The following is a 24374-nucleotide window of genomic DNA, read 5'->3' on the forward strand; positions in this document are numbered from 1 at the left end:
ACCCCGGGCATGACCCCCGCCGGAGTACGGCGAGGGTCATGGGACGGGCCTAGAAGAACTGGAACTCGGCCTCGGGCTGAGGCAGCTCCACCCGGTCGGGCCCGCGGAACTTGGCGGTGTCCTGAGGCACGTCCGCCAGCGGCGTCCCCAGCACGAACGGCACGCTCACGCTGCTGCGAGCCAGGTCGACGGTGACGTTGGCCCCCGTTCCCGCCTCATCGGTGTAGGTCGAGTCGGTGCCCGCGACCACCAGCCCGATCCGATGCCCCTTCTTGAACGTGTAGTCCTGCGGCAGGGTCAGCCACCGCACCGTGCCGTACGTGCCCACCGGCAGCGGCGTGGCCTGGCTGAGCGACTGCCGGTTCTGCACGTCGATCCAGCCGCGGGCGACGATCTCCAGGGGCCGGGTGGCGAGGTTCGTGACGACCTTGCGGTAGCAGGCGTCGTCGGCGGCCGTGCTCTCCCCGTGGCAGTCCTCCTCGGCGAGGGTCGTGATGCCCTGGCCGCGGCGCCAGTCCACGCGGGTGCTCTCGCCGAAGTCCACCAGCAGCGCCGTGAGGTTGGAGGTGGGCTTGTCGAGCTTGACCCGCAGGTCGGCGGTGGGCGTGCCGGACAGCCGCAGGTCGAGCGGGAGCGCCCCGGTGGTGAACGCCACCCGGCCGGGGTGCGCGGTGCCCACGTCGGCCACCATGTCGTTCTCGCTCATGGCGATGTCGGTGAAGGAGGCGGTGCTGTTCCTGGCGGCGGGCCGCAGGCCGAGCGAGCCGTCGGGCGCGGGCCGCAGCGACGCCTTGATCGCGAACGGGGCCGGCCAGTCGCGCTGCCTGACCCACTGCACGGGGCCGACCTCGACGTCGGCGCGGGGCTCGTTCATGATCCCGTTGCGGACGCCGTGCAGCCAGTGGTCGAACCACCGGTGCAGCGTGTCCACCCACAGCCCCCTGCGCCCCTCGAAGTCGAACGGGTCCACGTGCTGGGTCTGGCCGACCCAGATCTTGCGGGGCACGTGCCGGTCGGCCAGCGCCTTCCACCAGGCGGAGAAGTTGTCGGGCTTGACGTTGAGGTCGTTGACCGTGTGCACGACGAAGACGCTCGCCCGGACCTTGGAGACGTCGGCGAGCAGGCCCTCGATGTAGTCGCGCTCGGCCCAGAACGGGTTGTGGTCGCCCGTGGCGTCGCCGTCCTCGGCGTCCATCCTGTCGCGCACGGCCTGGCACTTGGCCTCGGGGTCGGTGTCGACGTAGTTGGCCAGCCAGGAGGCGTAGTCGTAGTTGTAGACGACGCCGTTCGAGCGCTGGTACTTGTACCAGGAGCTGATCGCCGAGATCGGCACGATGGTCTTCAGCCCCTCGACGCCGGTCGCGGCGACGGCGTTGGCGAGGGTGCCGTCGTACGACTTGCCGATCATCGCGGACTTGCCGGTCGTCCAGTCGGCCACGGCCGGGGTGCCGTCGGCCCTGAAGGCCTTGGCGCGGCCGTTCAGCCAGTCGATGACGGCCTTGCCGCCCAGTACGTCGGCCTTGCCGCCGACGTCGGGGCAGCCGTCGGACCTGGTGGTGCCGAGCATGTCGACGTTCAGGACGGCGTAGCCGCGCGGGACGAAGTAGTTGTCATAGAAGAGCGGAAATTTCGTGACATTTCCGGCGGCGTCGTAGACCTTGCGCTCCGACTCGTTGCCGCGGCCCGAGTTGTCGTAGTACGGGCTCTCGTCAATGATCACCGGCACCCTGAGCGAGGGGCCGGACTCCTTGGGCCGGATGATGTCCACCCTGACCTTGTCGAGCGCGCCGTCGAGGTCGCTGTCGACGGTCGACTCCACGTACACGTGCTCACGGACGGCGTCCGCGTACGAGAAGACCGGCTGCGTGCGGCCGTTCTGGACGGTGATCGCGGGAGCGGCTGCGGCGGCCTGGGCAGGGGTTGCTATCGCGAGGGTGAGGGCGACTGCGAAGAGGGCTGGGCGTAATTGTGACACGCGTGACCTCCGGGACGGTTGGACCGAAACAAGCGCAATCTCTCAGACGGCCAGAGAGGTGGCAATATCCAGGGCATGGATGTGTTGGATCGGGTACGGGGCTGCCTCCTGGGCGGCGCTATCGGCGACGCGCTCGGCGCGCCGATCGAGTTCCAGTCGTTGCGGGAGATCCGCAAGCATCACGGGACGGGCGGCATCACGGGATATGTCACGACCTGGCAAGGCAAGACCGGCCTGATCACGGATGACACCCAGATGACCCTCTTCACCGTCGAGGGCCTGCTGGACGCCCGCGTCACCGCAGCTCACGCTAGCGGAGCGGAGGCCGGAGAGGGTGGCGGCGCGCGGGACGGGGAGCGGGGCAGCACGCCGGGCGCGGAACGGGGAGGTGCCGAAGGCGGTGCGCGGGCGGCGGCCGTGGACGCGGTTCGGCGGGCGTACCTGCGCTGGCTCGACACCCAGCAGCATCAGGCTCCCCCGCCGGCGGGCCTCCTCCACCAGACGGGCCTGCTCCGTGAGGAGGCCTGGCTGTACTCGCGGCGCGCCCCGGGCAACGCCTGCCTGTCAGGACTGCACCGCTGGTTCCCCGGCCCGTCCCCGTGGGGCGAGCCCGGCCCGGTGAACCCCGACTCGAAGGGCTGCGGCACGGTGATGCGCTCGGCCCCGTTCGGCCTGGTCAACCGTGTGCCACGGGAGGCGTTCGAGCTGGCGGCGGTCTGCGCGCAGATCACCCACGGCCATCCGACCGGCTACCTCGCCGCCGGGGCGTTCGCGGCGATCATCACCCACCTCATGGCCGGGCAGGCGCTGGAGCCTGCCGTCCACCAGGCGATGGAGCTGCTGGCCGAGTATCCCGGCCACGAGGAGACCACCGCCGCCCTGCGCGCCGCCGTGCACCTGGCGGGCGGCGGCGGGCACTCGCCGGAGGCGGTCGAGTCGCTGGGCGGCGCCTGGGTGGCCGAGGAGGCGCTGGCCATCGGCGTCTACTGCGCGCTGGCCGAGCCCGCCGTGGACAGGGCCCTGCTGCTGTCGGTCAACCACTCGGGCGACAGCGACTCGACCGGCTCGGTGTGCGGCAACCTCCTGGGCGCCCTGCACGGCACCGCCCCGCTGCCCGCCGCCTGGCTGGCGCCGCTGGAGGGCAGGGACACGATCGAACGCCTCGCCGCCGAGCTGGCCTGACCACGTCACCATTAGGGTGGATGTTCTTTCCGCCGAACAGGAGTGGGCGCATGCGTAACGTCGCCAGGACCTCGCTCGTGGACGCCGCCATCGCCGAGCTCCGCAGGGAGATCGCCGCGGGGGTGTGGCCGGTCGGCACCAAGATCCCGTCCGAGAGCCGCCTCGCGGAGAGTCTGGGCATGAGCAGGCTGTCGGTGCGGGAGGCGGTGCGGGTCCTGGCGCACGCGGGGCTGCTGCACACCCGGCAGGGCGACGGCACGTACGTGACCGCGACCGACGAGTCCCAGGTCGCGCTGCGACGCCGGCTCGACACGGCGGCCGCCATGGACATCATCGACGTGCGCCGCGGCCTCGACCTGGTCGCGGCCAGGCTGGCGGCGGGCCGGCGCACCGAGGAGGACCTGGCCGCGATGCGCGAGACCCTGGCCCGCAGGGACGCGGCGGGGCGGGCCGGCGACCTCGACGGGTTCGCCGACGCGGATGTGGACTTCCACCTGCTGGTGGCGGACGCCGCGCACAACGCGCTGCTGGGCGACCTCTACCGCAGCATGAGCGACGCGCTGCGCGACAGCGTCAGGGACCAGGAGGAGGCGGCGCTGGTTCCCGACACCTCGCACGAGGAGCTGCTGCGGGCGATCGAGGAGGGAGACGCGGCGCGGGCCGTCGCGGTCTCGGTCGCCATCCTCGACCAGCAGGAGCGCGACCTCTGACAGGCGCGTCCCGGGCCGTCAGCGCGTCCTGACGATCAGCCGGCGGATCCTGCGCCCGCCCCCGGCGCCCTCACCGCCGCCGAAGGGGAAGGAGCCGAGGTGAGCCCCCGACGCGTGCCGCTCGGGAAGGAGGGCGTCGGGAGCGCACCCCGGCGGTCTGCCCCGCCTCTACCCAGAAATGACGATGGTGTCCTCCGGCGACCGATGATCCGGCCGATCCGGCTGCTCCTCCCTGCGCCGCCGCAGCATCACCGGCAGCCCCAGCGCCGCCCAGGCCACCACCGCGCCGCCGGCGGCGGCCAGGAGCAGCGTGTACGCGGGCACCCCGCCCGGATCGCCTGCCCGAGCCGCCGGAGAGGCTGCGACCACGGGCGCGGCAGGCGCGGACGCGGGCACCGGCACGGGCGCGGGCCCGGCCGTCATCGCGCTCCCGTCGCCGGGCTCGAACCCCGGCGGCCGCACGTCGCCCCAGTAGTCGTGACCGCCCTGCCCGATCGCGGCCACCAGCTCGGGCGCCACGGGCTTGATCCGCAGGGCTCCTGGCACGGTGAGCGTCCCCACCTCGTACGGCTGGAACGGCCCCTGGACGCCCTCGACCTTCCACACCCCTTCGGGCACGACCACGGACGCCAGGTAGTGCGCGGCCTCCGGCAGCGCCGTCCCCTTGAACTCGAGGCTCCTGCCGTCCTGCCCGGTGAGCCGCAGCCCGACGGGCTCCATCTTCCCCTCGAACGGGTGGGTGCCGTGCTGCAGCACCCAGAACCCCAGCGCGTACGACGTCCCGCCCTCGAACCGGGACGGCGCGGGATCCAGGTACGTCACCGCCCACCCGCCGGCCGCCACGGCCGGAGTTCCCCCGACGACCAGCGCGGCGATCAGAGCCGGCAGCGCGATGATCGCGGCCAGGGCCTTCCTCTTCATGGGACCACCTCCGGTGTATATACACCGGCGGCCGGACGGAGGTTCTCCGGGGATCCGGCGGGTCCCGCCAAGGGTCTGCGACATTTCCCGAAACGGCGCGCACAATGGAGGCAAGGGCGAGAATTCGGCGAGGAGCGAGGAGGCTTACGCCGTGTCCGCCGCCGGACGTGAATATCTGACCGCGATGCTCGACGTGCTCGTTTACGAGAACGTCTTGGTCGCGTGGCGGCGGATGCCGCTGGGCGGATACATGATCGTCTCGCACGAGGGCGAGGAGATCAGGCTGACCGCGCAAGAGGCGGAGATGTGGGCCCGTGGCGCCTTCGCGGTCTACCTGGCCCTGGTGGATCAGCGCCGCATCAATCCCCGGATCCCCGGCGACACCACCCAGAATTAGCCCACATATCGCGCAAAATGCCTATTTCTGGATATGCGGCGCATTAACCGCGCGATATACGGCGAGTCACGGCCGGGGTTTCCGGCCCGCGCCGGCCACAGGGTCCTGTTGCCACCTCGGCAACAGGGTCCTGGTGCCGAGGTGGCGGCCGATCCCCCGACCCGCCGCCAGCCCCGCCCTCCTACCCGGGCCGCTCAGGACCCTCGCGCGTTCAGGACGCCTTGTTGTTCATGAACTGCGAGATCTTCCACTCCTCGCCGTCCTTCGTGAGCACGAACAGCTCGCGGTAGTTGTCGCTGCCCTGCTTGCTGGTCGAGCGGACGATGGCGTCCGTGTCCCCCGCCGTACGCGACTCGTCGATCGTGTGCGTGGCCTGCTTCATGCCGTTGCCCTGGAGCTGCTTCTGGAACAGGGTGCGGATCGCCTCGCTGCCCTCCGCCGTGGGCTGCCCGTTCACGGCGGCCACCGCGTCGTCGGAGAAGGAGTTGACGACCTGGTCGACGTTCCCGGACTTGACTGCGCTGAAGAAGCCCTGGACGGCCGACTGTGCCTGGCCGCCGCCCGCGGTGTCCGTCGGAGAGGCCTCGTCCGTGGCGTCGGGGGAGGTGTCGGTCTCCCCCGGCGACATGGAGTCCATGTCGGTGGGCGTGCCTGGGCTCGCCGCGCCCTTCATCGCCTGGGTGTTGTTCCCCGCGGAGCAGCCCGCGACGAGGAGGGCGGGCACGATCGCCGCCAGCAGGAGTGCCCTGCGCTGAGAAATCTTGCTCATGGCCGCTTTGATGCCCCCGCGGGTCGGTGGCGAATGCGCGGTTTAGGCACTTCGCACGACCCCTTTACCTGGTCCGGGTATTACTCACGGTAACAGTTCACAGGAATGGGCGATACCGGTCAGAGCCGTGATCGTTGCCCCGCCGATACCAGCGCGTACGGCAGCGCCGATAGCGTCCATCCAGTGCCGCGAACCCAGGCGAACCCCGAACCACTTCCCCAGCGCGAGGACGCCGAACGCTGCGAACGCGTCGACTCCGATCGGCGCTGCGTGTTACCGGCGGCCCATCGCGGAGCGCACGTCTACCCTCCGGCCGAAGTGAGCGCCGTGGAGACCAGAGCCTAGCCTGCGACCCGCCCGCGGCGCAGCCACCACACCCGGACGGCGGCGTTCGGATGTACCCACCACGCCCGAACGGGCGCCGTTCGGGCGCGCCCACCACGCCCGAACGGCGGCACCGGCGCCGCGCGCCCGAAGCGACCCAGGCCGTCGTGCGAGCCGACGGCCTGGGCCCCGTCCTGTCCGGCGGCACCCGCTAGACGCCGACCTCCACCCGCTGTTCGAGGCTGACCTCCACGCGCCCGCCGTCGCCCACCCGCACGGAGTAGACCGGCACCGACACCGCCTCGTCGTCCAGGCAGCGCCCGGTCACCAGCGAGAACACCTGCTTGTGCAGCGGCGAGGCGACCGTCGGCTCGCCCTTCCTGGTGCCGACGATGCCGCGCGAGAGCACGTACGCCCCGCTGAACGGGTCGAGGTTGCCCAGCGCGTACAGATCGTCGTCGTAGGTGCGGAAGATGGCCACCTGCGTGCCCTCGACCAGGGCGCAGACACCGCGTTCCGGCAGCAGCGCCTCGAAGGCGCAGATCGTCGTCCAGTTCACTGGGCCATCACCGGCTTGATCTGGCCGCGCTCGCTGGAGAACACGATCGACGGGTCGGGCACGCCGGGGGCGTTGACGAAGCTCACGAACCGGCTCAGCTTCTCCGGATCGTCCAGCGTGGCGGCCCACTCGTCGGCGTACGTGGCGGTGTGGCGCTCCATCTGCGCGTCCAGGTCGGCGCAGATGCCCAGGGAATCTTCCATGATCACCTCACGGAGGTAGTCGAGCCCGCCATCCAGGGACTCGAGCCAGGTGGACGTGCGTTGCAGCCTGTCGGCGGTGCGGATGTAGAACATCAGGAACCGGTCGATGGTCCTGATCAGCTCGTCGGTGGTCAGGTCGTTGGCCAGCAGGTCGGCGTGGCGGGGCTTGAAGCCGCCGTTGCCGCCGACGTACAGGTTCCAGCCCTGCTCGGTGGCGATGATGCCGAAGTCCTTCGAGCGGGCCTCGGCGCACTCGCGAGCGCAGCCGGAGACGGCCGACTTGAGCTTGTGCGGCGAGCGCAGGCCCCGGTAACGCAGCTCCAGCGCGATGGCCATGCCCACCGAGTCCTGCACGCCGTAGCGGCACCAGGTCGAGCCCACGCACGACTTGACCGTGCGCAGCGCCTTGCCGTACGCATGCCCGGACTCGAACCCGGCGTCCACCAGCCGCCGCCAGATCTCCGGGAGCTGGTCGACCCGGGCCCCGAACAGGTCGATGCGCTGCCCGCCGGTGATCTTGGTGTAGAGGCCGAAGTCGCGGGCCACCTCGCCGATCACGATCAGCTTTTCGGGCGTGATCTCGCCGCCCGGGATGCGCGGCACGACCGAGTACGTGCCGTTCTTCTGGATGTTGGCGAGGAAGGCGTCGTTCGTGTCCTGCAGCGTGGCACGCTCGCCCTCCAGCACGTGCCCGTTGTGCAGCGAGGCCAGGATCGAGGCCACCGCCGGCTTGCAGATGTCGCAGCCCCTGCCCTGCCCGTGCTGGGTGATGAGCTCGGAGAACGTCGTGATGCCGCGCACCCGTACGATGTCGAACAGCTCGGCCCGCGAGTACGTGAAGTGCTCGCACAGCGCCTTGCTCACCTCGACGCCCGACTTCTCCAGCAGCTGCTTGAGCATCGGCACGCAGCTCCCGCAGGTCGTGCCGGCCCGCGTGCACGCCTTCAGGCCGGGCACGTCGGTCACGCCCTTGTCGGCGATGGCCGTGCGGATGTCGCCCGCGCACACGTTGTTGCACGAGCACACCTGCGCCTCGTCCGGCAGGTCGAGCTGCGCCCCCGCCCCGCTGAACAGCAGGTCGGACGGCGAGGCGGGCAGCGACTTGCCCACGAACGGCCGCAGCTGCGTGTACGGCGAGGCGTCGCCCACGCAGATGCCGCCGAGCAGCGTCTGCGCGTCGTCGCTGATGAACAGCTTCTTGTAGACCCCGGCGACCGGGTCCATGTAGGTGACGTCCAGCGCCCCGTCCATGGCCCCGAACTGCGCCACCTCGACGCCCAGCAGCTTGAGCTTCGTGGACATGTCGGCGCCCTCGAACGCCGAGGCCCCGCCCATGATCCGGTCGGCCGCCACCTCGGCCATCGTGTTGCACGGCCCGACGAGCCCGTACACCATGCCGCCCGCCAGGGCGCACTCGCCGATGGCGTAGATGAAGGGGTCGGAGGTGAGCATCCCGGAGTCGACCACGATGCCGCCCCGCGGGCCGACCTCCAGCCCGGCCGACCTGGCCAGCTCGTCGCGCGGCCTGATGCCCGCCGAGAACACCACGACCTGCGCGTCCACCAGGGTGCCGTCCGGCTTGAGCAGCCCGGTCACCTGTCCGGCGCCGTCGGCGACGATCTCCTGCACGCCCGAGCCGGCGTGCACGCTCAGCCCGAGCCCCTCGATGTGCGACTTCAGCACCGAGCCGCCGCCCTCGTCCACCTGGCGCGGCATCAGCCAGGGGCTCATCTCGACGATGTGCGCCTTGAGCCCGAGCGCCCGCAGCGCGTCGGCGGCCTCCAGGCCGAGCAGGCCGCCGCCGACGACGATGCCCTCCACGGCGTCCTTGGCGGCCGTCCTGATCGCGTCGAGGTCCTCGATCGTGCGGTAGACGTAGGCGTGCTCGGCGCCGGGCACGGGCGGCACGAACGGCGCGGAGCCGGTGGCCAGCACGAGCACGTCGTAGGGCTCGATGCCACCGTCGGCCAGCGTGACCTGCCTGGCCTCCCGGTCGATGCCGGTGACCCTGGTGTTCAGCCTGGTGACGATCCCGGAGGGCACCTCGTAGGTGAGGTCCTCGGCGCTGGTGCCGGACAGGTACGAGGTCAGGTGCACCCGGTCGTAGGCCGGGCGCGGCTCCTCCCCGATCACGGTCACGGTGCCGCCGAAGCCCTTGCTCGTGAGGGTCTCGACGAGCCGGTGAGCCGTCGGACCATACCCTACGACGACGATCCTGTTCATACCGAAACCCCTTCTTGCTCACAAAGCCAGCCGACGATGCCCTCCACGGCGTCGCGGCAGGTACCGCATCCGGTCGTGGCCCTGGTGGCGCTCGCCACCGCGGCCACGTCCCTGGCCCCGGCCTCCCAGCACGCCCTGATCTGGCCCTTGGTCACGTTGTTGCACTGGCAGACCTTGGCCGCGTCGGGCATCAGCGTCGGGCTGTCGGCCACGGGGGCCGAGGCCAGCCCGGGGAAGAGCAGCCCGGCCCGGTCGCCGGGCACCGGCCCGCCGCGGTCGAAGAGCTGGGTGAGCGTGCCGACGGCGTCGCTCTCGCCCAGCAGGATCGCGCCGACCAGACGGCCGTCCCGGATGACGAGCTTGCGATAGGTGCCGCGGGCCCGGTGGCTGAAGCGCACCACCTCGGCGTGCTCCTCGCCGAGCTGGGTCTCGCCCATGGCGGCCAGCTCGACGCTCTTGGCCTTGAGCCGGGTGACCAGGCGCGAGCCGCGGTAGAGGCCCTTGCCGCCGGTGATGACGTCGGCGGCCACGGCGGCCTGCTCCCAGGCGGGCGCGACCAGGCCGTAGACGGTGCCGTCGTGCTCGGCGCACTCGCCGATGGCGAAGATGGACGGGTCGTCGGTGCGCAGCTCGTCGTCCACGACGACGCCGCGCCGCACCTCCAGGCCCGCCTCGGCGGCCAGGCCGGTGACGGGGCGCACGCCGCAGGCCAGGACGACGAGGTCGGCCTCGACGAGCTCGCCGTCGTCGAGGCGCACGCCGTACTCCTCGACGCCGGAGGCGGAGACGCCGGTGCGGATGTCGACGCCGAGGCCGTTCAGGGTCTCGCCGAGCACCTCGCCGGCCTCGACGTCGAGCTGGCGCTCCATGAGGTGGCCCGCCAGGTGCAGCAGGGTGACCGGGAGGCCGCGTCCGGCCAGGCCGCGGGCGGCCTCGATGCCGAGCAGGCCGCCGCCGATGACCACGGCCCGCCCGGCGTGCTCGGCGGAGGCGAGGATGCGCTCGCAGTCGTCGAGGGTGCGGAACGGGATGGCCCGCTCGACGCCGGGGATCGGCGGCACGATGGCGTCGCTGCCGGTGGCCAGCACCAGCAGGTCGTACGGCTCGCGCCGGCCGCCCTCGGTGACGACGTGCCGGGTGTCCCTGTCGATGTGCGCGACCGCGTCGCCGAAGGCGGCCTCCACGTGGTGGGAGTCGTACCAGGCGGGGTCGAGCAGCCGTACCTGCTCGGGGCGGGAGCTGCCGGCCAGCACGTTCGACAGCAGCACCCGGTTGTAGGGGTGGCGCGTCTCCGCGCCGAGAACGGTGATCTTCATGTGCGGGTCACGGGTGCGCACCTCGGTCACCAGCCGTGACCCGGCCATCCCGTTGCCCACGACGACGAGCCTCATGAGTCCCTCTCCACCCTGACAGCGCAGACCTTGAACTCCGGCATCCTCGACGTCGGGTCGAGTGCCGGGTTGGTGAGCCGGTTGGCGCCCTCCCAGTGGAAGGGCATGAACACGGTGTCGCGCCTGATGGCGTCGCTGATCCTGGCCACGGCCTTGGCCTCGCCTCTCCTGCTGCTGACCCGCACGACGTCCCCGGCGGTGATGTCGAGCTGCTCGGCCAGGTCCGGGTGCAGCTCGACGAACGGCTCCGGGGCGGCCTGGACGAGCGGCGCGATCCTGCGGGTCTGGGCGCCGCTCTGGTAGTGGGCGAGCACCCGGCCGGTGCTCAGGTAGACGGGGTAGTCCTCATCCACCTCCTCGGCGGCCGGCCGGTGCTGGACGGTCACGAACCTGGCGCGGCCGTCGGGGTGGGCGAACCGGTCGAGGAACGGGCGCGGCGTGCCGGGGTGCCCGGGAGAAGGGCAGGGCCAGAAGACGCCCGTCTCGTCGGCGATGCGCTCGTAGGTGATGCCGGAGTAGTCGGCGGGCCCGCCCGCGCTGGCGCGGCGCAGTTCGTCGAAGACCTTGACCGGCTCGGTCTCGAACGTGTGGCCGAGGCGCTGGGCCAGGGCGGCGAGGACGTCGAGGTCGCTCCTGACGCCTTCGGGCGGCGTGGTGGCCCGGCGGCGGAGCAGGACGCGGCCTTCGAGGTTCGTCATGGTGCCGCTCTCCTCGGCCCACTGGGTGACGGGGAAGACCACGTCGGCCAGGGCGGCGGTCTCGGACATGACGAAGTCGCAGACCACGAGCAGGTCGAGGGCGCCGATGCGCCCGGCGACGTGCTCGGCGGCGGGGGCGGAGATGACGGGGTTGGAGCCGAACAACATCAGCGCCTTCGGCCCTTCCGGGGTGCCGAGGGCGTCGAGCAGCTCGTACGCCGACCGTCCGGGTCCCGGGATGTCCTCGGCCGGGATGCCCCAGATGCCCGCCATGTGCTCGCGGGCGGCCGGGTCGTCGATCTTGCGGTAGCCGGGGAGCTGGTCGGCCTTCTGGCCGTGCTCCCTGCCGCCCTGGCCGTTGCCCTGCCCGGTCACGCAGCCGTACCCGGAGCCCTGCCTGCCGGGCAGGCCGAGCGCGAGGGCGAGGTTGATGAACGCGGTGACGGTGTCGGTGCCCTTGGCGTGCTGCTCGGCGCCGCGCCCTGTCAGGATGTAGGCCTTGTCCACGGCGGCCAGGGCCCTGACGGCCTGCCGCATGTGGTGGACGGGCACCCCGGTGAGGCGCTCGACCCGCTCGGGCCACCAGGCCGACAGCGAGGTGCGGACGTCCTCGAAGCCGGTGGTGCGGGCCGCGACGTACTCCTCGTCGACCAGGCCGTCGGCGATGGCCAGGTGCAGCAGGCCGAGCGCGAGGGCCAGGTCGGTGCCGGGCGTGGGCTGCAGGTGCAGCCAGGCCAGTTTGGCGGTCTGGGTGCGGCGCGGGTCGATGACGATCAGGCGCGGCCCGTCCAGGTGGCGGACGAACGGCGGCATCGTCTCGGCGACGTTGCCTCCGGCGATCATGACGACGTCGGCGTCGTCCAGGTCGGTGATGGGGAAGGGCATGCCCCGGTCCATGCCGAACGCCCTGATGGAGGCGGCGGCGGCCGAGGACATGCAGAAGCGGCCGTTGTAGTCGATCTGGCTGGTGCCGAGGGCGACCCGGGCGAACTTGCCGAGCGTGTACGCCTTCTCGTTGGTCAGCCCACCCCCGCCGAACACGGCCACGGCGTCGGGGCCGTGCTCGGCGCGGATGGCGGACAACCGGTACGCCACGTAGTCGAGTGCGACGTCCCAGTCCACGGGCTCGCCGTGCAGGAGGGGGGCGGTCAGGCGCTCGCCGTTGGTGAGCAGCTCGCCCGCCGTCCATCCCTTCTGGCACAGCGCCCCCGAGGCGTTGGCCGGGATGTCGGTCCTGGGGCTGATGGTCAGCTCAGGGCCGATCTGCATGCCGCACTGCAGGGCGCAGTACGGGCAGTGCGTCTTGGTGGGCGCCATCGTCATCACATCAGATCCGGGCATAGGCGAGGCTGGCCACGATCCTGACGCCGACGGTGCGGGTGTAGCACCACCAGGTCAGGGCGAAGCAGGACACGTAGAAGACGCCGAAGGCCAGGAAGGCGGGGGCGGGGGTGCCGGCCGCGGCGAAGGCCATGCCGAACGCCCGGTTGATGAGGAACCCGCCGAGCGCGCCGACGGCCGAGATGATGCCGATGGCGGCGGAGGCCTGGCGCTTGCCGTACAGGAGGGTCTCCTCGGTCTCGTCGCCGCGCTCGGCGACGGCCTTGGCCTGGAAGATGGCCGGGATCATGCGGTAGGTGGAGCCGTTGCCGATGCCGGCGGTGAGGAAGAGGAGCTGGAAGGACAGGAAGAACATCCAGAAGTTGCCGGAGGTGCTGGCCAGCCAGACGAGCAGGACGCCGCCGCCCATGGCGGCGAAGTTCCACAGGGTGACGGGGGCGCCGCCGAGCTTGTCGGCCAGCCAGCCGCCGATGGGCCTGATCAGGGAGCCGACGAGCGGCCCGGCGAAGGCGACGGCGGCGTACGGGGCGTCGGGGAAGAGGCTCTGGCTCAGCAGGGGGAAGGCGGTGGAGTAGCCGATGAACGAGCCGAACGTCCCGATGTAGAGGAAGGACATGATCCAGGTCTGGGCCTTGCCGGCCACCGCGAGCTGCTGGCGGGGGTTGGCCTTGGCGCTGGTCAGGTTGTCCATGAAGAAGAAGGCGCAGGCGGCGGCCACGACGATGAACGGGATCCAGAACCAGCCCGCGGCGGCCAGCCCGAGCGAGCCGATCACCAGCGGCATGACGAGCTGGACGGAGCTGACGCCGATGTTGCCGCCCGCGGCGTTCAGGCCGAGCGCGACGCCCTGCTTGCTGCGCGGGTAGAAGTAGGTGATGTTGGCCATGCTGGAGGCGAAGTTGCCGCCGCCGAAGCCGGCCAGGGCCGCGATGACCAGGAAGAGCCAGTAGGGCGTGGCCGGGTTGTTCACCGCCACGCCGAGCATGACGGCGGGGATGAGCAGCAGTATCGCGCTGACCACGGTGAAGTTGCGGCCGCCGAACTTGGCGGGCCCGAACGTGTAGGGCACCCGCAGCACCGAGCCGATCAGGTTCGGCAGGGCGACCAGCCAGAAGAGCTGGTCGGTGGTGAACTCGTACGACCCCATCTTCGTCGCCACGATGCTCCACAGCGTCCACACCGTGAAGCCGAGATGCTCGGCCACGATCGAGAAGATCAGGTTGCGTCGTGCGACTCGCTTGCCTGAACTCTCCCAGAATGCTGGGTCATCGGGATGCCACTCGGCGATCCAGCGCGCCATCGACCTCTCCTACGCTCGGCGTCCGGGATCTCCAAGGTAGGAAGGGCTCGTTACGCACTCTGACCCTGCGTGGCTGTGCGCCGGTTACGTGTGATTCACCTCGGTAACAAGCCGCGCACAAGCGTCACCGCGGAAACATGCCCGTAATGATCGGTTACCGGGCCTGTGCTGGGGTAACTGCACTTGAGCAAGGGGGGAAACATGATCAAAAAGCTGCATGACATGGGTGTCAAGTCGGGCCACATGTACACCGCGGGGCTGGTGTCGATCGGCCTGGCCTTCGGAAGCTGGATGCTGTCCAAGAACACCGAGGCGGCAGGGCTCGACCGGGCCGACCGGTGGGGCATCTTCGTCGGGGAGTGGGCGCCCACGTTCTTCGCGATGGGTGTGGCGCTGCGCATGGAGGAGACCCACCGCGACCTCGAAGAGCCGTCTGCCGGGATGTTCGAGCAGGAGACCACCCGGTCCCGGTCGCACGCCGGCGTTTAACCGGAGATGTCACGCAGGTCACGTCACCGTGCGTGACCTGCGTGACCCCATGCCCGCCGCCTGTCAGTCGCGCCGTTCGGCCAGGCGGGCGAGCGGCGCGTCGGTGAGCCGGTAGCGGTACCAGTCGTCCTGGTTGACCGCGCCGAGCTTCTCGTAGAAGTCGATGCTGGGCTGGTTCCAGTCGAGCACCGCCCATTCCAGGCGCTGGTAGCCGCGCTCGGCGCAGATCTCCGCCAGCTTGCGCATCAGGCTCACGCCGTGGCCGCCGCCGCGGTGCTGGGGGCGCACGTACAGGTCCTCCATGTAGATGCCGTGCGTGCCGCGCCAGGTGGAGTAGGTGAGGAACCAGAGCGTGAAGCCCACCACCTGGCCGTCCTGCTCGGCGATGTGCGCGAAGGCGGCGGGGTGGTCGCGGAAGAGGGTGTCGTGGAGCTGCTCCTCGGTCACGCGCACCTCGTGGGCGGCCTTCTCGTACGTGGCGAGCTCGCGGATCATGCTGACGATCTCGGGCACGTCAGCGGGTGTGGCAGGACGAATCATGGCATTGAGGCTACGCGCCGTCGAACCTCGCCCCGAACCCCGTACCTGCTTTGCCTAGAACGGTATTCGGACCGGCGTGCGGACGCTCAGTCCGGTCGTGAGCGTTGCACCAGGGCCGGCCGTGCGCCCGCCGTCATGCCCGGAGGTCGGGGCGGCCCTCGCACGCGGCGAGCGCGCCCTGCTGGAGTACGGTGACCTGCAACGCGCCCGGCGCTGGTTCGACACGGCCTACCGGCAGGCGCAGGCGCGCGGCGACCGGGCCGGCCTGGCGCGGGCGGCGCTGGGCATGGGCGGGATCTGGGTGCACGAGCACCGCACGGCGGTCGAGTCGGAGCAGGTACGGGTCCGCCAGCGGCACGCGCTGTCCCAGCTGGACCCCGGCTCCCCGCTCGCGCTGCGGCTGCGGCTGCGCATCCAGGGCGAGGAGGACTACCACGGCGGCACGCACGAGGGCATCCTCCGGCTGCTGGCCCAGGCCAGGAGCTCGGGCGACGCGCAGGCGCTGGCGGAGGCGCTGAGCCTGGCGCACCACTGCGTGCTGGGCCCCGGGCACGGGGCGCTGCGGCTGGAGCTGGCAGGCGAGCTGATCGGCCACGCGGCGGTGACCGGCCGCAGAAGTGACCTGCTCATGGGCCTGATGTGGCGCACGGCGGACCTCTACCTGGCCGGCGACCCGCACGCGGAGCGCTGCATGCAGGAGCTGCGCGCCGTGCTGGCGGATCACCCCCACCTGGCGGTCGAGTACGTGGCGAGCGCCATCGAGGTCATGCGCACCATCCGCACCGGCCGGTTCGAGGAGGCCGAGAAGCTGGCCGCCGCCTGCTTCGAGCGCGGCGTGGCCGCCGGCGACATCGACGCGACCGGCTGGTACGGCGGCCAGCTCGGCGCCGTCCGCTGGTACCAGGGCCGCGCCGCCGAGCTGCTGCCCGCCCTGGCGGACCTGGTCAACTCCCCCACGCTCAGCCCCATCGACAACTCCTACGTGGCGGGCCTGGCGCTGGCCGCGGCCGCCGCGGGGGACCGGCGGCTGGCGGCCGGGCACCTGGCCCGGTTACGCGGCCGCGACCTGGCGGAGCTGCCCAGCTCCAGCTCCTGGATGATCGCGATGTACTGCGTGGTGGAGGCCGCGCACCTGCTGCAGGACGCCGACACCGCCGCGAGCGCGTACGCGTTGCTGAGCCCGTACGCGCACCTGCCGGTGATCGCCAGCCTGGGGGTGGCCTGCTTCGGCTCGGCGCGGCACTCGCTGGGCATGGCCGCGCTCACCACCGGCGACCTCGGCCTGGCCATCGGGCACCTGCGCGCGGCGGTGCGCGACAACCTGGCGCTGGGCCACTGGCCGGCCGCCACGCTGTCGCGCTGCCGGCTCGGCCAGGCGCTGGCGCTGCGCGACGGCCCGGCGGACGCGGCGGCCCGCGCGGAGCTGGCCACGGCCGCCCACGAGGCCGCTGAGCTGGGCATGGTGCTGCCCGCGGTGGTCGGGCGCCCGCCGGAGGCGGACGGCGGCTGCCGGTTCCGCCGTGACGGGCGGCACTGGCGCGTCGAGCTGAACGGCCGGGTGGCGGTGGTCGATCACAGCGTCGGCATGGCGTACCTGGCCACGCTGGCCGCCGACCCCGGGCACGAGATCCCGGCCGCGGACCTGGTGGCGGGCGCTCCCGGGCGCGAGGCGGCCCAGCCGCCGCTCGATGACGTGGCCAGGGACTCCTTCCGGCGGCGGCTGGCCCGGTTGCAGGCCGAGATCGAGGAGCACGAGTCGACGCACGACCTGGAACGCGCGGCGGCGCTGCGGATGGAGCGCGAACGGCTGATCGCGGAGCTGGCCGCCGCGGCCGGCCTGGGCGGCCGGGCGCGGCCGTTCCCGGGCGGCGAGGAGCGGGCGAGGATCGCGGCCGGCAAGGCGATCAGGCGGGCGCTGGCCCGGATCTCGGCCGTGGACCCGACGATCGGCGAGGAGCTGCGCGCCACGGTGCAGACGGGGGTGCGCTGCTCGTACCGGCCCAGATGACGCTGGCACGGCTTGGAACGGGATGTCACGCCTCTCAGGTCGGGGGCCCTTTCCGTACGTCGACTGGGGGACATTCCATGCGCCATCCGCAAAGGCTCAGCGTGCCGATCCACCTTGAGCGTGACCTGCCCGAGCCGCTGCAGGACCAGCTCACCGCCCAGCTCAGGAGGGCCATCGTGCGGGGGCAGCTGGCTCCCCGCAGCCGGATGCCGTCCACCCGCACGCTGGCCCGGGTGCTGGGGATCTCGCGGGGCGTGGCGCTGGCCGCCTTCGAGAGGCTGCTCGCGGAGGGGTACATCGCCGGGCGCCACGGCTCCGGCACCTACGTGTGCGAGCCGGCGAGCGCGCGGCGCCCCTCAGCGGGCTCCGGGGAGACGCTCATCGACCTGCGGCTGGACCGGCCGAGCGCACACGGCTTCCCGCTGGCCGAGTGGCGGGCGGCCTGGCGGCGGGCCGGGCTGCACCGCCCGCCGCTGGGCGGGCCGCCGCCCGCCGGCCTGCCCGCGCTGCGGGCCGCCATCGCCGCCTACCTGCGGGACGCCCGCGGCCTGGAGCTCGACGGCCACGAGGTGATCGTCACGACCGGGTACGCGGACGCGCTCCGGCTGCTCCTGCGCGCCCAGGGCGGCCCCGATCCGGTGATCGCGCTGGAGGATCCCGCCCCGCCGGGGCTCAGGGCGGCGCTCGGCCGGCTCGGCACCGTGCTGCCCCTGCCGGCGGACGGCTCGGGCGCGCGTACGGACCGCGTCCCCGCCGCCTGCGACGTCGTGGCGGTGCTGCCGGAGCGGGGCCTGCCGCTCGGCACGCGGATGCCGCTGGAGCGGCGCCGCGCGCTGGCCGGGTGGGCGCGCGACAGCGGCGGCCTGGTGCTGGAGCCGGCCTTCGACGGCCTGTTCAGCGCCGAGCAGGGCCCGCTGCCCAGCGTGCTAGCCCTCGGCGACGCGTGGTCCACGGCCATGGTGGGCTCGTTCGCCGAGGTGCTGACGCCGTCGCTGCGGCTGGCGTTCGCGGTGGTGCCGCGCCGGCTGGCCCGGGAGATCGAGCAGGTCATGCCCGCCGGGCCGCCGATCACCTGCCAGCTCGCGGTGACCGAACTGCTCAGGTCCGGCTGCGTGGCCGGCCGGGTGGCCGGGCTGTCCGCCCAGTACGCGGCCAAGCGGGCGCTCGTCCGCCAGGCCCTGGCAGGGTACCCGCACATGCGGCTGCTCGGCGCGCGCACCGGCGCGGCGGCCACGCTGCTGCTGCCGGTGTCGGCGCCGGCCGGGCCGGTGGCCGCGGCGCTGCGGGCCCGGCAGGTCGAGGTGGCCGAGCTGTCCGCCTACCACCACCCGGACGCGCAGCCCGGCAACGGGATCGTGCTCGGCTTCGGCCACCTGGACGGGATCTCGCTGCGCCGCGCGCTGCACGCGCTCACCCGCACCCTGGACGAGCATCGCCTGGCCCGCCGCACAGCCGCATGACCCAGCGGGGTAGTGGCGGCAGCGGCCTGTGAGGCGCATCTTTCAGTGATCGGCTCCGCACCGGAAGAGGAGATCACATGAACCGACTCATCGCGCTGCTGGTCATCGCCCCCCTCACCCCGCCTGCCGGCGGCCTGCCCGACGTGGATCCGGTACGGGCGTGGAACGAGCAGGCCCTGGGGGTCGTACGCGCCGAGCGGGCCTCCGACTCGGACGCCGCCAGGACGTACGCGATGCTCAACGCCGGCATGTACGACGCCGTCAACGGCATCGCCACCGCCCGCGGCGACCACCGGGCCAGGACGCACGCGCTGCGCGACCCCGGGGGCGCGCCGGCGCGCGGCGACCAGCAGGCCGCGGCCGTGGCGGCGGCCCACGCGGTGCTCACCCGCCTGTACCCGGGCCAGGAGGCCGTGCTCACCGAGCGGCTGAACGCGGACCTGGGCCGATTAGGGGCGGGGCCGCGCATCGCCGAAGGCCGCGCCTGGGGCGAGAGCGTGGGCAGGGACGTGCACGAGGCCAGGCAGGGCGACGGCTCCTCGCCGGTCGAGACGCAGCCCGCGGGCTCGGGGCCGGGGGTGTTCGGGCAGGCGTGGTCCGGGGTGCAGTATCGCGGCATGCGGCCGTTCGGCATCGCCGACGCGGCCCCGTACGTCGGCGGCGGCCCGCCCGCGCTCGCGAGCCTCGACTACGCGACGGCGTTCGCCGAGGTCAGGCTGGCGGGCGACGCCGCCATCGCCGACGCGGGCAAGTCGGCCGTCTACCAGTACTGGTCGCTGCCCGCCGGCACCGCGCAGCCGCCCGGCGAGTGGATCAAGATCGCGCTCGCCGTGGACCGGCCGCTGCCGCTGGCGGAGGAGGCCCGGCTGTTCGCCCTGCTCGGCATGGCGCTGGCCGACACCTCGATCCCGACGGTCCGGACGAAGTTCACCTTCCGCCACTGGCGGCCGCAGGCGGCGATCCAGCAGGCGGACACCGACGGCAACCCGTACACGGAGCCGGTGGCGGACTGGCGGGCGCGGGCCGGCAGCGCGGGCAGCTCGCCCGAGTACATCTCGGGGCACAGCTCCTTCAGCGGCGCGGGCGCGGCCGTCCTGGCGGGCTTCTTCTGCGCCGACCGGATCCCGTTCACGCTGGTCACCGACAGCGCCCCGGTCGATCCCGCCACCGGGCAGCCGTGGCGGCGGTGGTTCCCCGGCTTCTCGGCCGCCGCGGCGGACGCGGGCCGCTCGCGCGTGATCGGCGGGCTGCACTTCTCCTTCAGCAACCTGGACGGGCTCGCGATGGGCGCGGACGTGGCCGCGGAGATCCTCGCCGAGCGCCTGCTGCTCAGGGCCGGGCCCACGCACACCGGCGAGTGCCCCCGCTGACGCGCGCCCGGTTCCGCGCCGGCCCCGATCATCCGGGACACTGGTGCAGGTCAGGCACTTACCTGTGAGGTGGACAGATGGAACAGCGGGTGTTGGGACGTACCGGACGCCGGATCGGGGTGGTCGGGCTCGGCGCCTGGCAGCTCGGCGCCGACTGGGGCGAGGTGTCGGAGGACGAGGCCGTCGCCACGCTGAGCGCGGCGGTGGAGTCGGGCGTGACCTTCATCGACACCGCCGACGTGTACGGCGACGGGCGCAGCGAGCAGATCGTCGGCCGCTTCGCCAAGGACCGCCCGGAGATCACGGTCGCGACGAAGATGGGCCGCCGGCTGGAGCAGATCCCGGCCAACTACGTGATGTCCAACTTCCGCGCCTGGAACGAGCGCTCGCGGCGGAACCTGGGTGTGGACACCATCGACCTGGTCCAGCTCCACTGCCCGCCGACGCTCGTCTACTCGACGGACGCGGTGTTCGACGCGCTGGACACGCTGGTGTCGGAGAAGAAGCTCGCCGCGTACGGGGTGAGCGTGGAGACCTGCGAGGAGGCCCTGACCGCCGTCGCGCGCCCCGGCGTGGCGACGGTGCAGATCATCCTCAACGCGTTCCGGCTCAAGCCGCTGGAGGAGGTGCTGCCGGCGGCCCGCGCGGCCGGGGTGGGCATCATCGCCCGGGTCCCGCTGGCCAGCGGCCTGCTGTCGGGCAAGTACGACGAGCGCACCACGTTCTCCGCCGACGACCACCGCAGCTACAACCGGCACGGGGAGGCGTTCGACGTCGGGGAGACCTTCTCGGGCGTGGACTTCGGCACCGGCCTGGAGGCGGTGCGCCGCCTGGCGCCCCTGGTGCCCGAGGGCGTCGCCATGGCGCAGTTCGCGCTGCGCTGGATCCTCGACCAGGAGGGCGTGTCGGTGGTGATCCCGGGGGCCCGCAACCCGGCCCAGGCCCGGGCCAACGCCGCCGCCGACGCGGTGCCGCCGCTGGACGCCGCCACGCTGGCCGCCGTGCGGGACGTCTACGACGAGCTCATCCGCCCGCAGGTCCACCACCGCTGGTAGCAGCGATTCTTCGAAGCGTCCCGCCCGGACCAGCAGAGGCACCGTCGAACGGCGGCGGGTCTGGTGGCCTCGCGGCCACCGCCACCCATCTCGCTGTCCGGGCGGGACAACCCGCCGGAGAATTCCACTCCGGAGGTCTCGCGCTCATGCGCGGATGCGTACCTCCCACCATGGGCCCCTGAACGTGCTCAAACAAGGGCCCCCGCGCCCGCGGGAAGACTTCGGCGGCCTTGGCGCCCTTTTAGTTGATACAGGCGCAAAAGTAAAGCCTTGGCAAGCGCTTTCCATGCCGATAAAACGTTCTCATTCTCGGATCACTCGGCAGGAGCACGCCTGTGAGGCTCGCACTCATCGCCGCCGCGGTCACGGCCCTGGCCGTCGTCCCGGCGACCCCCGCCATGGCGGCCCCCCTCGACCCGGCCCCCGGGCTCAAGTTCGACTTCGGCTCCACCACCAGCCCCCTGGCCGACGGCTACACGCGCGTCGCGCACAACACCCTCTACACCGCCGACCGCGGCTACGGCCTGGACCGCGCGGTGGGCTACCGCGACCGCGGCACCGCCGACCCCGTGACGCGGGACTTCACCGTCGCCGCCTCGTACGGCTTCGCCGTGGACGTCCCTGACGGCGAGTACGAGCTGACCGTGATCTCCGGCGACGCCATCGCCCCGAACACCACCACGCTCAGCGTGGAGGGCGAGGCCCGCGCCACGATCACCGCGAGCACCGGCGCGTACGGCGACTACACCGGCACCGCCAGGATCACCGACGGCCGGCTCGACCTGGGCTTCGGCCAGGACGGCCGGGTGAACGCGGTCCTGCTCGGCCCGGCCACCGCCCCCACCGGCCTGGCGGCCACCGGCATCCAGGCCACCGCCACCCCGAGCGTCACGCTGGCCTGGAACGCCACGGGCTCGTCCGGCTACGAGATCTACCGCGCCGCAACCACCACGGGCCCCTGGGCCAAGCTGGGCACCAGCTCCGCGCCCACCTTCACCGACACCACGCCCGAGCTCGGCCTCACCTACGTCTACGCGGTCAAGATCCCCGGCGGCACGCTGGGCGCGCCCCTCACCGTCACCGTCAAGGACGCCGCGCAGCCCGCCCCCGCCACCCCCGAGGGCCTGCAGCTCGTCACCGCCACCACCAAGAAGATCACACTGCGCTGGCGGCCGGTCGGCGGCGCCCTCCTCTACCACCTCTACCGTGACGACGAGCGGATCGGCGTCGTGACGGGCGAGGCCTCCTACACCGACGAGCTCGTGCCCGGCGACCGGCACCGCTACCACGTGGTGGCCGCGGGCCCCGGCGGGCTGTCGGCGCCCTCCGCCACGCTGACCTCGCCGGTCACCGCGTACCCGCTGCGCCGGATGCCCGAGCTGGACCGCGGCCTGGTGGCCGTGCCGACCGGGCAGGGCACGCTGGTGAGCTGGCGGATGCTCGGCACCGACCCGTCCGGCGTGCGTTTCAAGCTCTACCGCGACGGCAAGCTCCTCACCACCACGGACAGCACGAACCACCTGGACAGCGGCACCGGCTCCTACGCGGTCTCCGCGGTGCTGGACGGCAGGGAGGGCCGCCGCTCGGCGCCGGTGCGCCCGTGGGCGGCGCCGTACCTCGACATCCCGCTGGACAGGCCGGCCGGCGGCGTGACCCCGGCCGGCAACGCCTACGACTACCGCGCCAACGACGCCGCAGCCGGCGACCTGGACGGGGACGGGCAGTACGAGATCGTCCTCAAGTGGGACCCGTCCAACTCCAAGGACAACTCCCAGGGCGGCTACACCGGCCCGGCCGTCTTCGACGCGTACGAGCTGGACGGCACCCGCCTGTGGCGGATCGACCTGGGCCGCAACGTCCGCGCCGGGGCGCACTACAGCCCGTTCCTGGTGGACGACTTCGACGGGGACGGGCGGGCCGAGTTCGTGGTCAAGACCGCGGACGGGACCGTGGACGGCGCCGGCACGGTGATCGGCGACCCCGCGGCGAACCACAACACCGGCGGCCGGATCCTGACCGGCCCCGAGTACCTGACCGTCTTCGACGGCCGCACCGGCAAGGCCCTGGCCACCGTGGACTACGAGCCGGCGCGCGGCAACCTGGCCGACTGGGGCGACAGCAGCGGCAACCGTTCCGACCGCTTCCTGGCCGCCTCCGCCTACCTGGACGGCGCCCTGCCCAGCATCGTGATGACCCGCGGCTACTACGCCAAGAGCATGCTGGCCGCCTACGACTGGCGTGACGGCAAGCTGACCAGGCGCTGGACGTTCTCCAGCTCCGGCAACCCCGGCTACGGCGGCCAGGGCAACCACAACCTGTCCGTGGCCGACGTGGACGGCGACGGCCGGGACGAGATCGCCTACGGCGCGATGACCCTGGACGACGACGGCACCGGCCTCTACACCACCAAGCTGGAGCACGGCGACGCCATGCACCTGGGCGACCTCGACCCGGCCCGCCCCGGCCTGGAGATCGTCGGCGTGCACGAGCACACGAACATGCCGTGCGGCCTGGAGATGCACGACGCCGACAGCGGCGAGATCATCTGGTGCGTCAGAACCGGGCAGGACACCGGCCGCGGCCTGACCGGCGACATCGACCCGGCGCATCCGGGCGAGGAGGCCTGGGCCTCCAACGGCGCCGGCCTGCGCACCGCCACCGGCGAGCTCCTCTCGGACCGGACCCCGGCGATCAGCAACACCATCTGGTGGGACGGCGACCTGTCGCGGGAGATCCTGGACCACGACTACTCCGCCGAGAAGCTGGCCGGCGTGCCCACCATCGGCAAGTGGGACCCGGCCGCCCTGAGCACGGCCAACCTCCTGACGGCGACCGGCACGTACTCCAACAACACCACCAAGGGCAACCCGTCGCTCCAGGCGGACCTGCTCGGCGACTGGCGCGAAGAGCTGCTCGTCCGCACCGAGGACTCCACCGCCCTGCGCCTGTACGCGACGCCGTACGCGACGGACCACCGCTTCCCGACGCTCACCCACGACCCGGTCTACCAGTCGGGCGTCACCTGGCAGAACGTCGGCTACAACCAGCCGCCGCACACCGGCTTCTTCCTGGGCACCGGCATGGCCACCCCGCCGGCCCCGTACCTGGCCACCGGCGCCCCCGTCCGGGCCCGCCTCCAGCTCCACCGGGACCAGCTCCAGGTGAAGCTCGCGGGCATGCGAGCGGACATCCTCCCGTCCACGGTACGGGCGGTCGCCGACGGCAAGCTCGTCCCCCTCGCCGCCACCCCGCTCCCCCACGACCGGCTCCCCCACGACCGGCTCCGCATCGACACCCCCGCCATCGAGCAGGCCCTGGACGGCTACACCGGCACGGTCACCGTCACGATCACCGGCCACCTGTCCGACGGCCGCACCTTCACCGGCGAGCTGAAGCTCCGCCCGTGACGCCTTCCGGGATCGCCCGCCCCGTCCGGGGCGGGCGATCCCCTCGTCTTGA

18 protein-coding genes are annotated in these 24374 nt (G+C 72.4%); 9 read left to right on the forward strand and 9 right to left on the reverse strand.

Annotated features, from left to right (window positions below; translation table 11 throughout):
- Window positions 1-49: 49 nt before the first annotated feature.
- Window positions 50-1975 (reverse strand): Xaa-Pro dipeptidyl-peptidase, encoded by a 1926-nt coding sequence (locus ACBJ32_RS16355; RefSeq protein ID WP_375127422.1) that lies wholly within the window; start codon window positions 1973-1975, stop codon window positions 50-52.
- A 75-nt stretch (window positions 1976-2050) separates the two neighbouring features.
- Here ACBJ32_RS16355 and ACBJ32_RS16360 point away from each other — a divergent pair, with 75 nt between their 5' ends.
- Entirely contained in the window at window positions 2051-3157 is a 1107-nt protein-coding gene (locus ACBJ32_RS16360) for an ADP-ribosylglycohydrolase family protein (RefSeq protein WP_375127423.1), read from the forward strand.
- A gap of 50 nt (window positions 3158-3207) precedes the next feature.
- On the forward strand, window positions 3208-3867 hold the full coding sequence (locus ACBJ32_RS16365; protein ID WP_375127424.1) for a FadR/GntR family transcriptional regulator: 660 nt from the start codon (window positions 3208-3210) through the stop codon (window positions 3865-3867).
- A gap of 168 nt (window positions 3868-4035) precedes the next feature.
- Here the strand turns inward: ACBJ32_RS16365 and ACBJ32_RS16370 are convergent, their stop codons facing one another.
- The gene (locus ACBJ32_RS16370; RefSeq protein ID WP_375127425.1) at window positions 4036-4788 is read right to left on the reverse strand and encodes a hypothetical protein; all 753 of its coding nucleotides are present in this window, start codon (window positions 4786-4788) and stop codon (window positions 4036-4038) included.
- Window positions 4789-4939: 151 nt separating this feature from the next.
- Here ACBJ32_RS16370 and ACBJ32_RS16375 point away from each other — a divergent pair, with 151 nt between their 5' ends.
- A complete protein-coding gene (locus ACBJ32_RS16375; RefSeq protein ID WP_357868074.1) occupies window positions 4940-5185 on the forward strand; it encodes a hypothetical protein in 246 nt (81 codons plus the stop codon).
- Between the two features lie 211 nt (window positions 5186-5396).
- Here the strand turns inward: ACBJ32_RS16375 and ACBJ32_RS16380 are convergent, their stop codons facing one another.
- The 6 genes from ACBJ32_RS16380 to ACBJ32_RS16405 form a co-directional block, all read right to left on the reverse strand.
- Window positions 5397-5954, reverse strand: coding sequence for a YybH family protein (locus ACBJ32_RS16380; protein ID WP_375127426.1), 558 nt, complete (start codon window positions 5952-5954; stop codon window positions 5397-5399).
- 535 nt (window positions 5955-6489) lie between these two features.
- A complete protein-coding gene (gene nirD / locus ACBJ32_RS16385; protein WP_375127427.1) occupies window positions 6490-6837 on the reverse strand; it encodes a nitrite reductase small subunit NirD in 348 nt (115 codons plus the stop codon).
- Window positions 6834-9263, reverse strand: coding sequence for a nitrite reductase large subunit NirB (nirB, locus tag ACBJ32_RS16390; RefSeq protein ID WP_375127428.1), 2430 nt, complete (start codon window positions 9261-9263; stop codon window positions 6834-6836). The genes nirD and nirB overlap by 4 nt, the downstream gene beginning before the upstream one ends.
- On the reverse strand, window positions 9260-10654 hold the full coding sequence (locus tag ACBJ32_RS16395; RefSeq protein WP_375127429.1) for an FAD-dependent oxidoreductase: 1395 nt from the start codon (window positions 10652-10654) through the stop codon (window positions 9260-9262). Before ACBJ32_RS16395 ends, nirB begins: the two co-directional genes overlap by 4 nt.
- Window positions 10651-12669, reverse strand: coding sequence for a molybdopterin oxidoreductase family protein (locus ACBJ32_RS16400; protein ID WP_375127430.1), 2019 nt, complete (start codon window positions 12667-12669; stop codon window positions 10651-10653). The genes ACBJ32_RS16395 and ACBJ32_RS16400 overlap by 4 nt, the downstream gene beginning before the upstream one ends.
- A 10-nt stretch (window positions 12670-12679) precedes the next feature.
- Complete coding sequence (locus ACBJ32_RS16405; protein ID WP_375127431.1) at window positions 12680-13993, reverse strand: MFS transporter; 1314 nt, start codon at window positions 13991-13993, stop codon at window positions 12680-12682.
- 201 nt (window positions 13994-14194) lie between these two features.
- Here ACBJ32_RS16405 and ACBJ32_RS16410 point away from each other — a divergent pair, with 201 nt between their 5' ends.
- The gene (locus tag ACBJ32_RS16410; protein ID WP_375127432.1) at window positions 14195-14482 is read left to right on the forward strand and encodes a hypothetical protein; all 288 of its coding nucleotides are present in this window, start codon (window positions 14195-14197) and stop codon (window positions 14480-14482) included.
- Window positions 14483-14545: 63 nt separating this feature from the next.
- Here ACBJ32_RS16410 and ACBJ32_RS16415 read toward each other — a convergent pair whose 3' ends face one another.
- Entirely contained in the window at window positions 14546-15022 is a 477-nt protein-coding gene (locus ACBJ32_RS16415) for a GNAT family N-acetyltransferase (protein ID WP_357868052.1), read from the reverse strand.
- Window positions 15023-15119: 97 nt separating this feature from the next.
- Between ACBJ32_RS16415 and ACBJ32_RS16420 the strand changes: the two genes are divergently transcribed.
- The 5 genes from ACBJ32_RS16420 to ACBJ32_RS16440 all read left to right on the forward strand — a co-directional run bounded on the left by ACBJ32_RS16420 (window position 15120) and on the right by ACBJ32_RS16440 (window position 24322).
- Window positions 15120-17030, forward strand: a complete 1911-nt coding sequence (locus ACBJ32_RS16420) for a hypothetical protein (protein WP_375127433.1) — start codon at window positions 15120-15122, stop codon at window positions 17028-17030.
- A 77-nt stretch (window positions 17031-17107) separates the two neighbouring features.
- Window positions 17108-18490 (forward strand): PLP-dependent aminotransferase family protein, encoded by a 1383-nt coding sequence (locus ACBJ32_RS16425; protein ID WP_375127434.1) that lies wholly within the window; start codon window positions 17108-17110, stop codon window positions 18488-18490.
- Window positions 18491-18567: 77 nt separating this feature from the next.
- Entirely contained in the window at window positions 18568-19860 is a 1293-nt protein-coding gene (locus tag ACBJ32_RS16430) for a vanadium-dependent haloperoxidase (RefSeq protein WP_375127435.1), read from the forward strand.
- 77 nt (window positions 19861-19937) lie between these two features.
- Window positions 19938-20915 carry an aldo/keto reductase gene (locus ACBJ32_RS16435; RefSeq protein ID WP_375127436.1) on the forward strand — a complete coding sequence of 326 codons (978 nt, stop codon included), beginning with the start codon at window positions 19938-19940 and terminating at the stop codon, window positions 20913-20915.
- A gap of 335 nt (window positions 20916-21250) precedes the next feature.
- Entirely contained in the window at window positions 21251-24322 is a 3072-nt protein-coding gene (locus tag ACBJ32_RS16440; protein ID WP_375127437.1) for a hypothetical protein, read from the forward strand.
- Window positions 24323-24374: the final 52 nt, after the last annotated feature.

Source organism: Nonomuraea sp. GTA35, assembly GCF_041950525.1.
Classification (GTDB): domain Bacteria; phylum Actinomycetota; class Actinomycetes; order Streptosporangiales; family Streptosporangiaceae; genus Nonomuraea.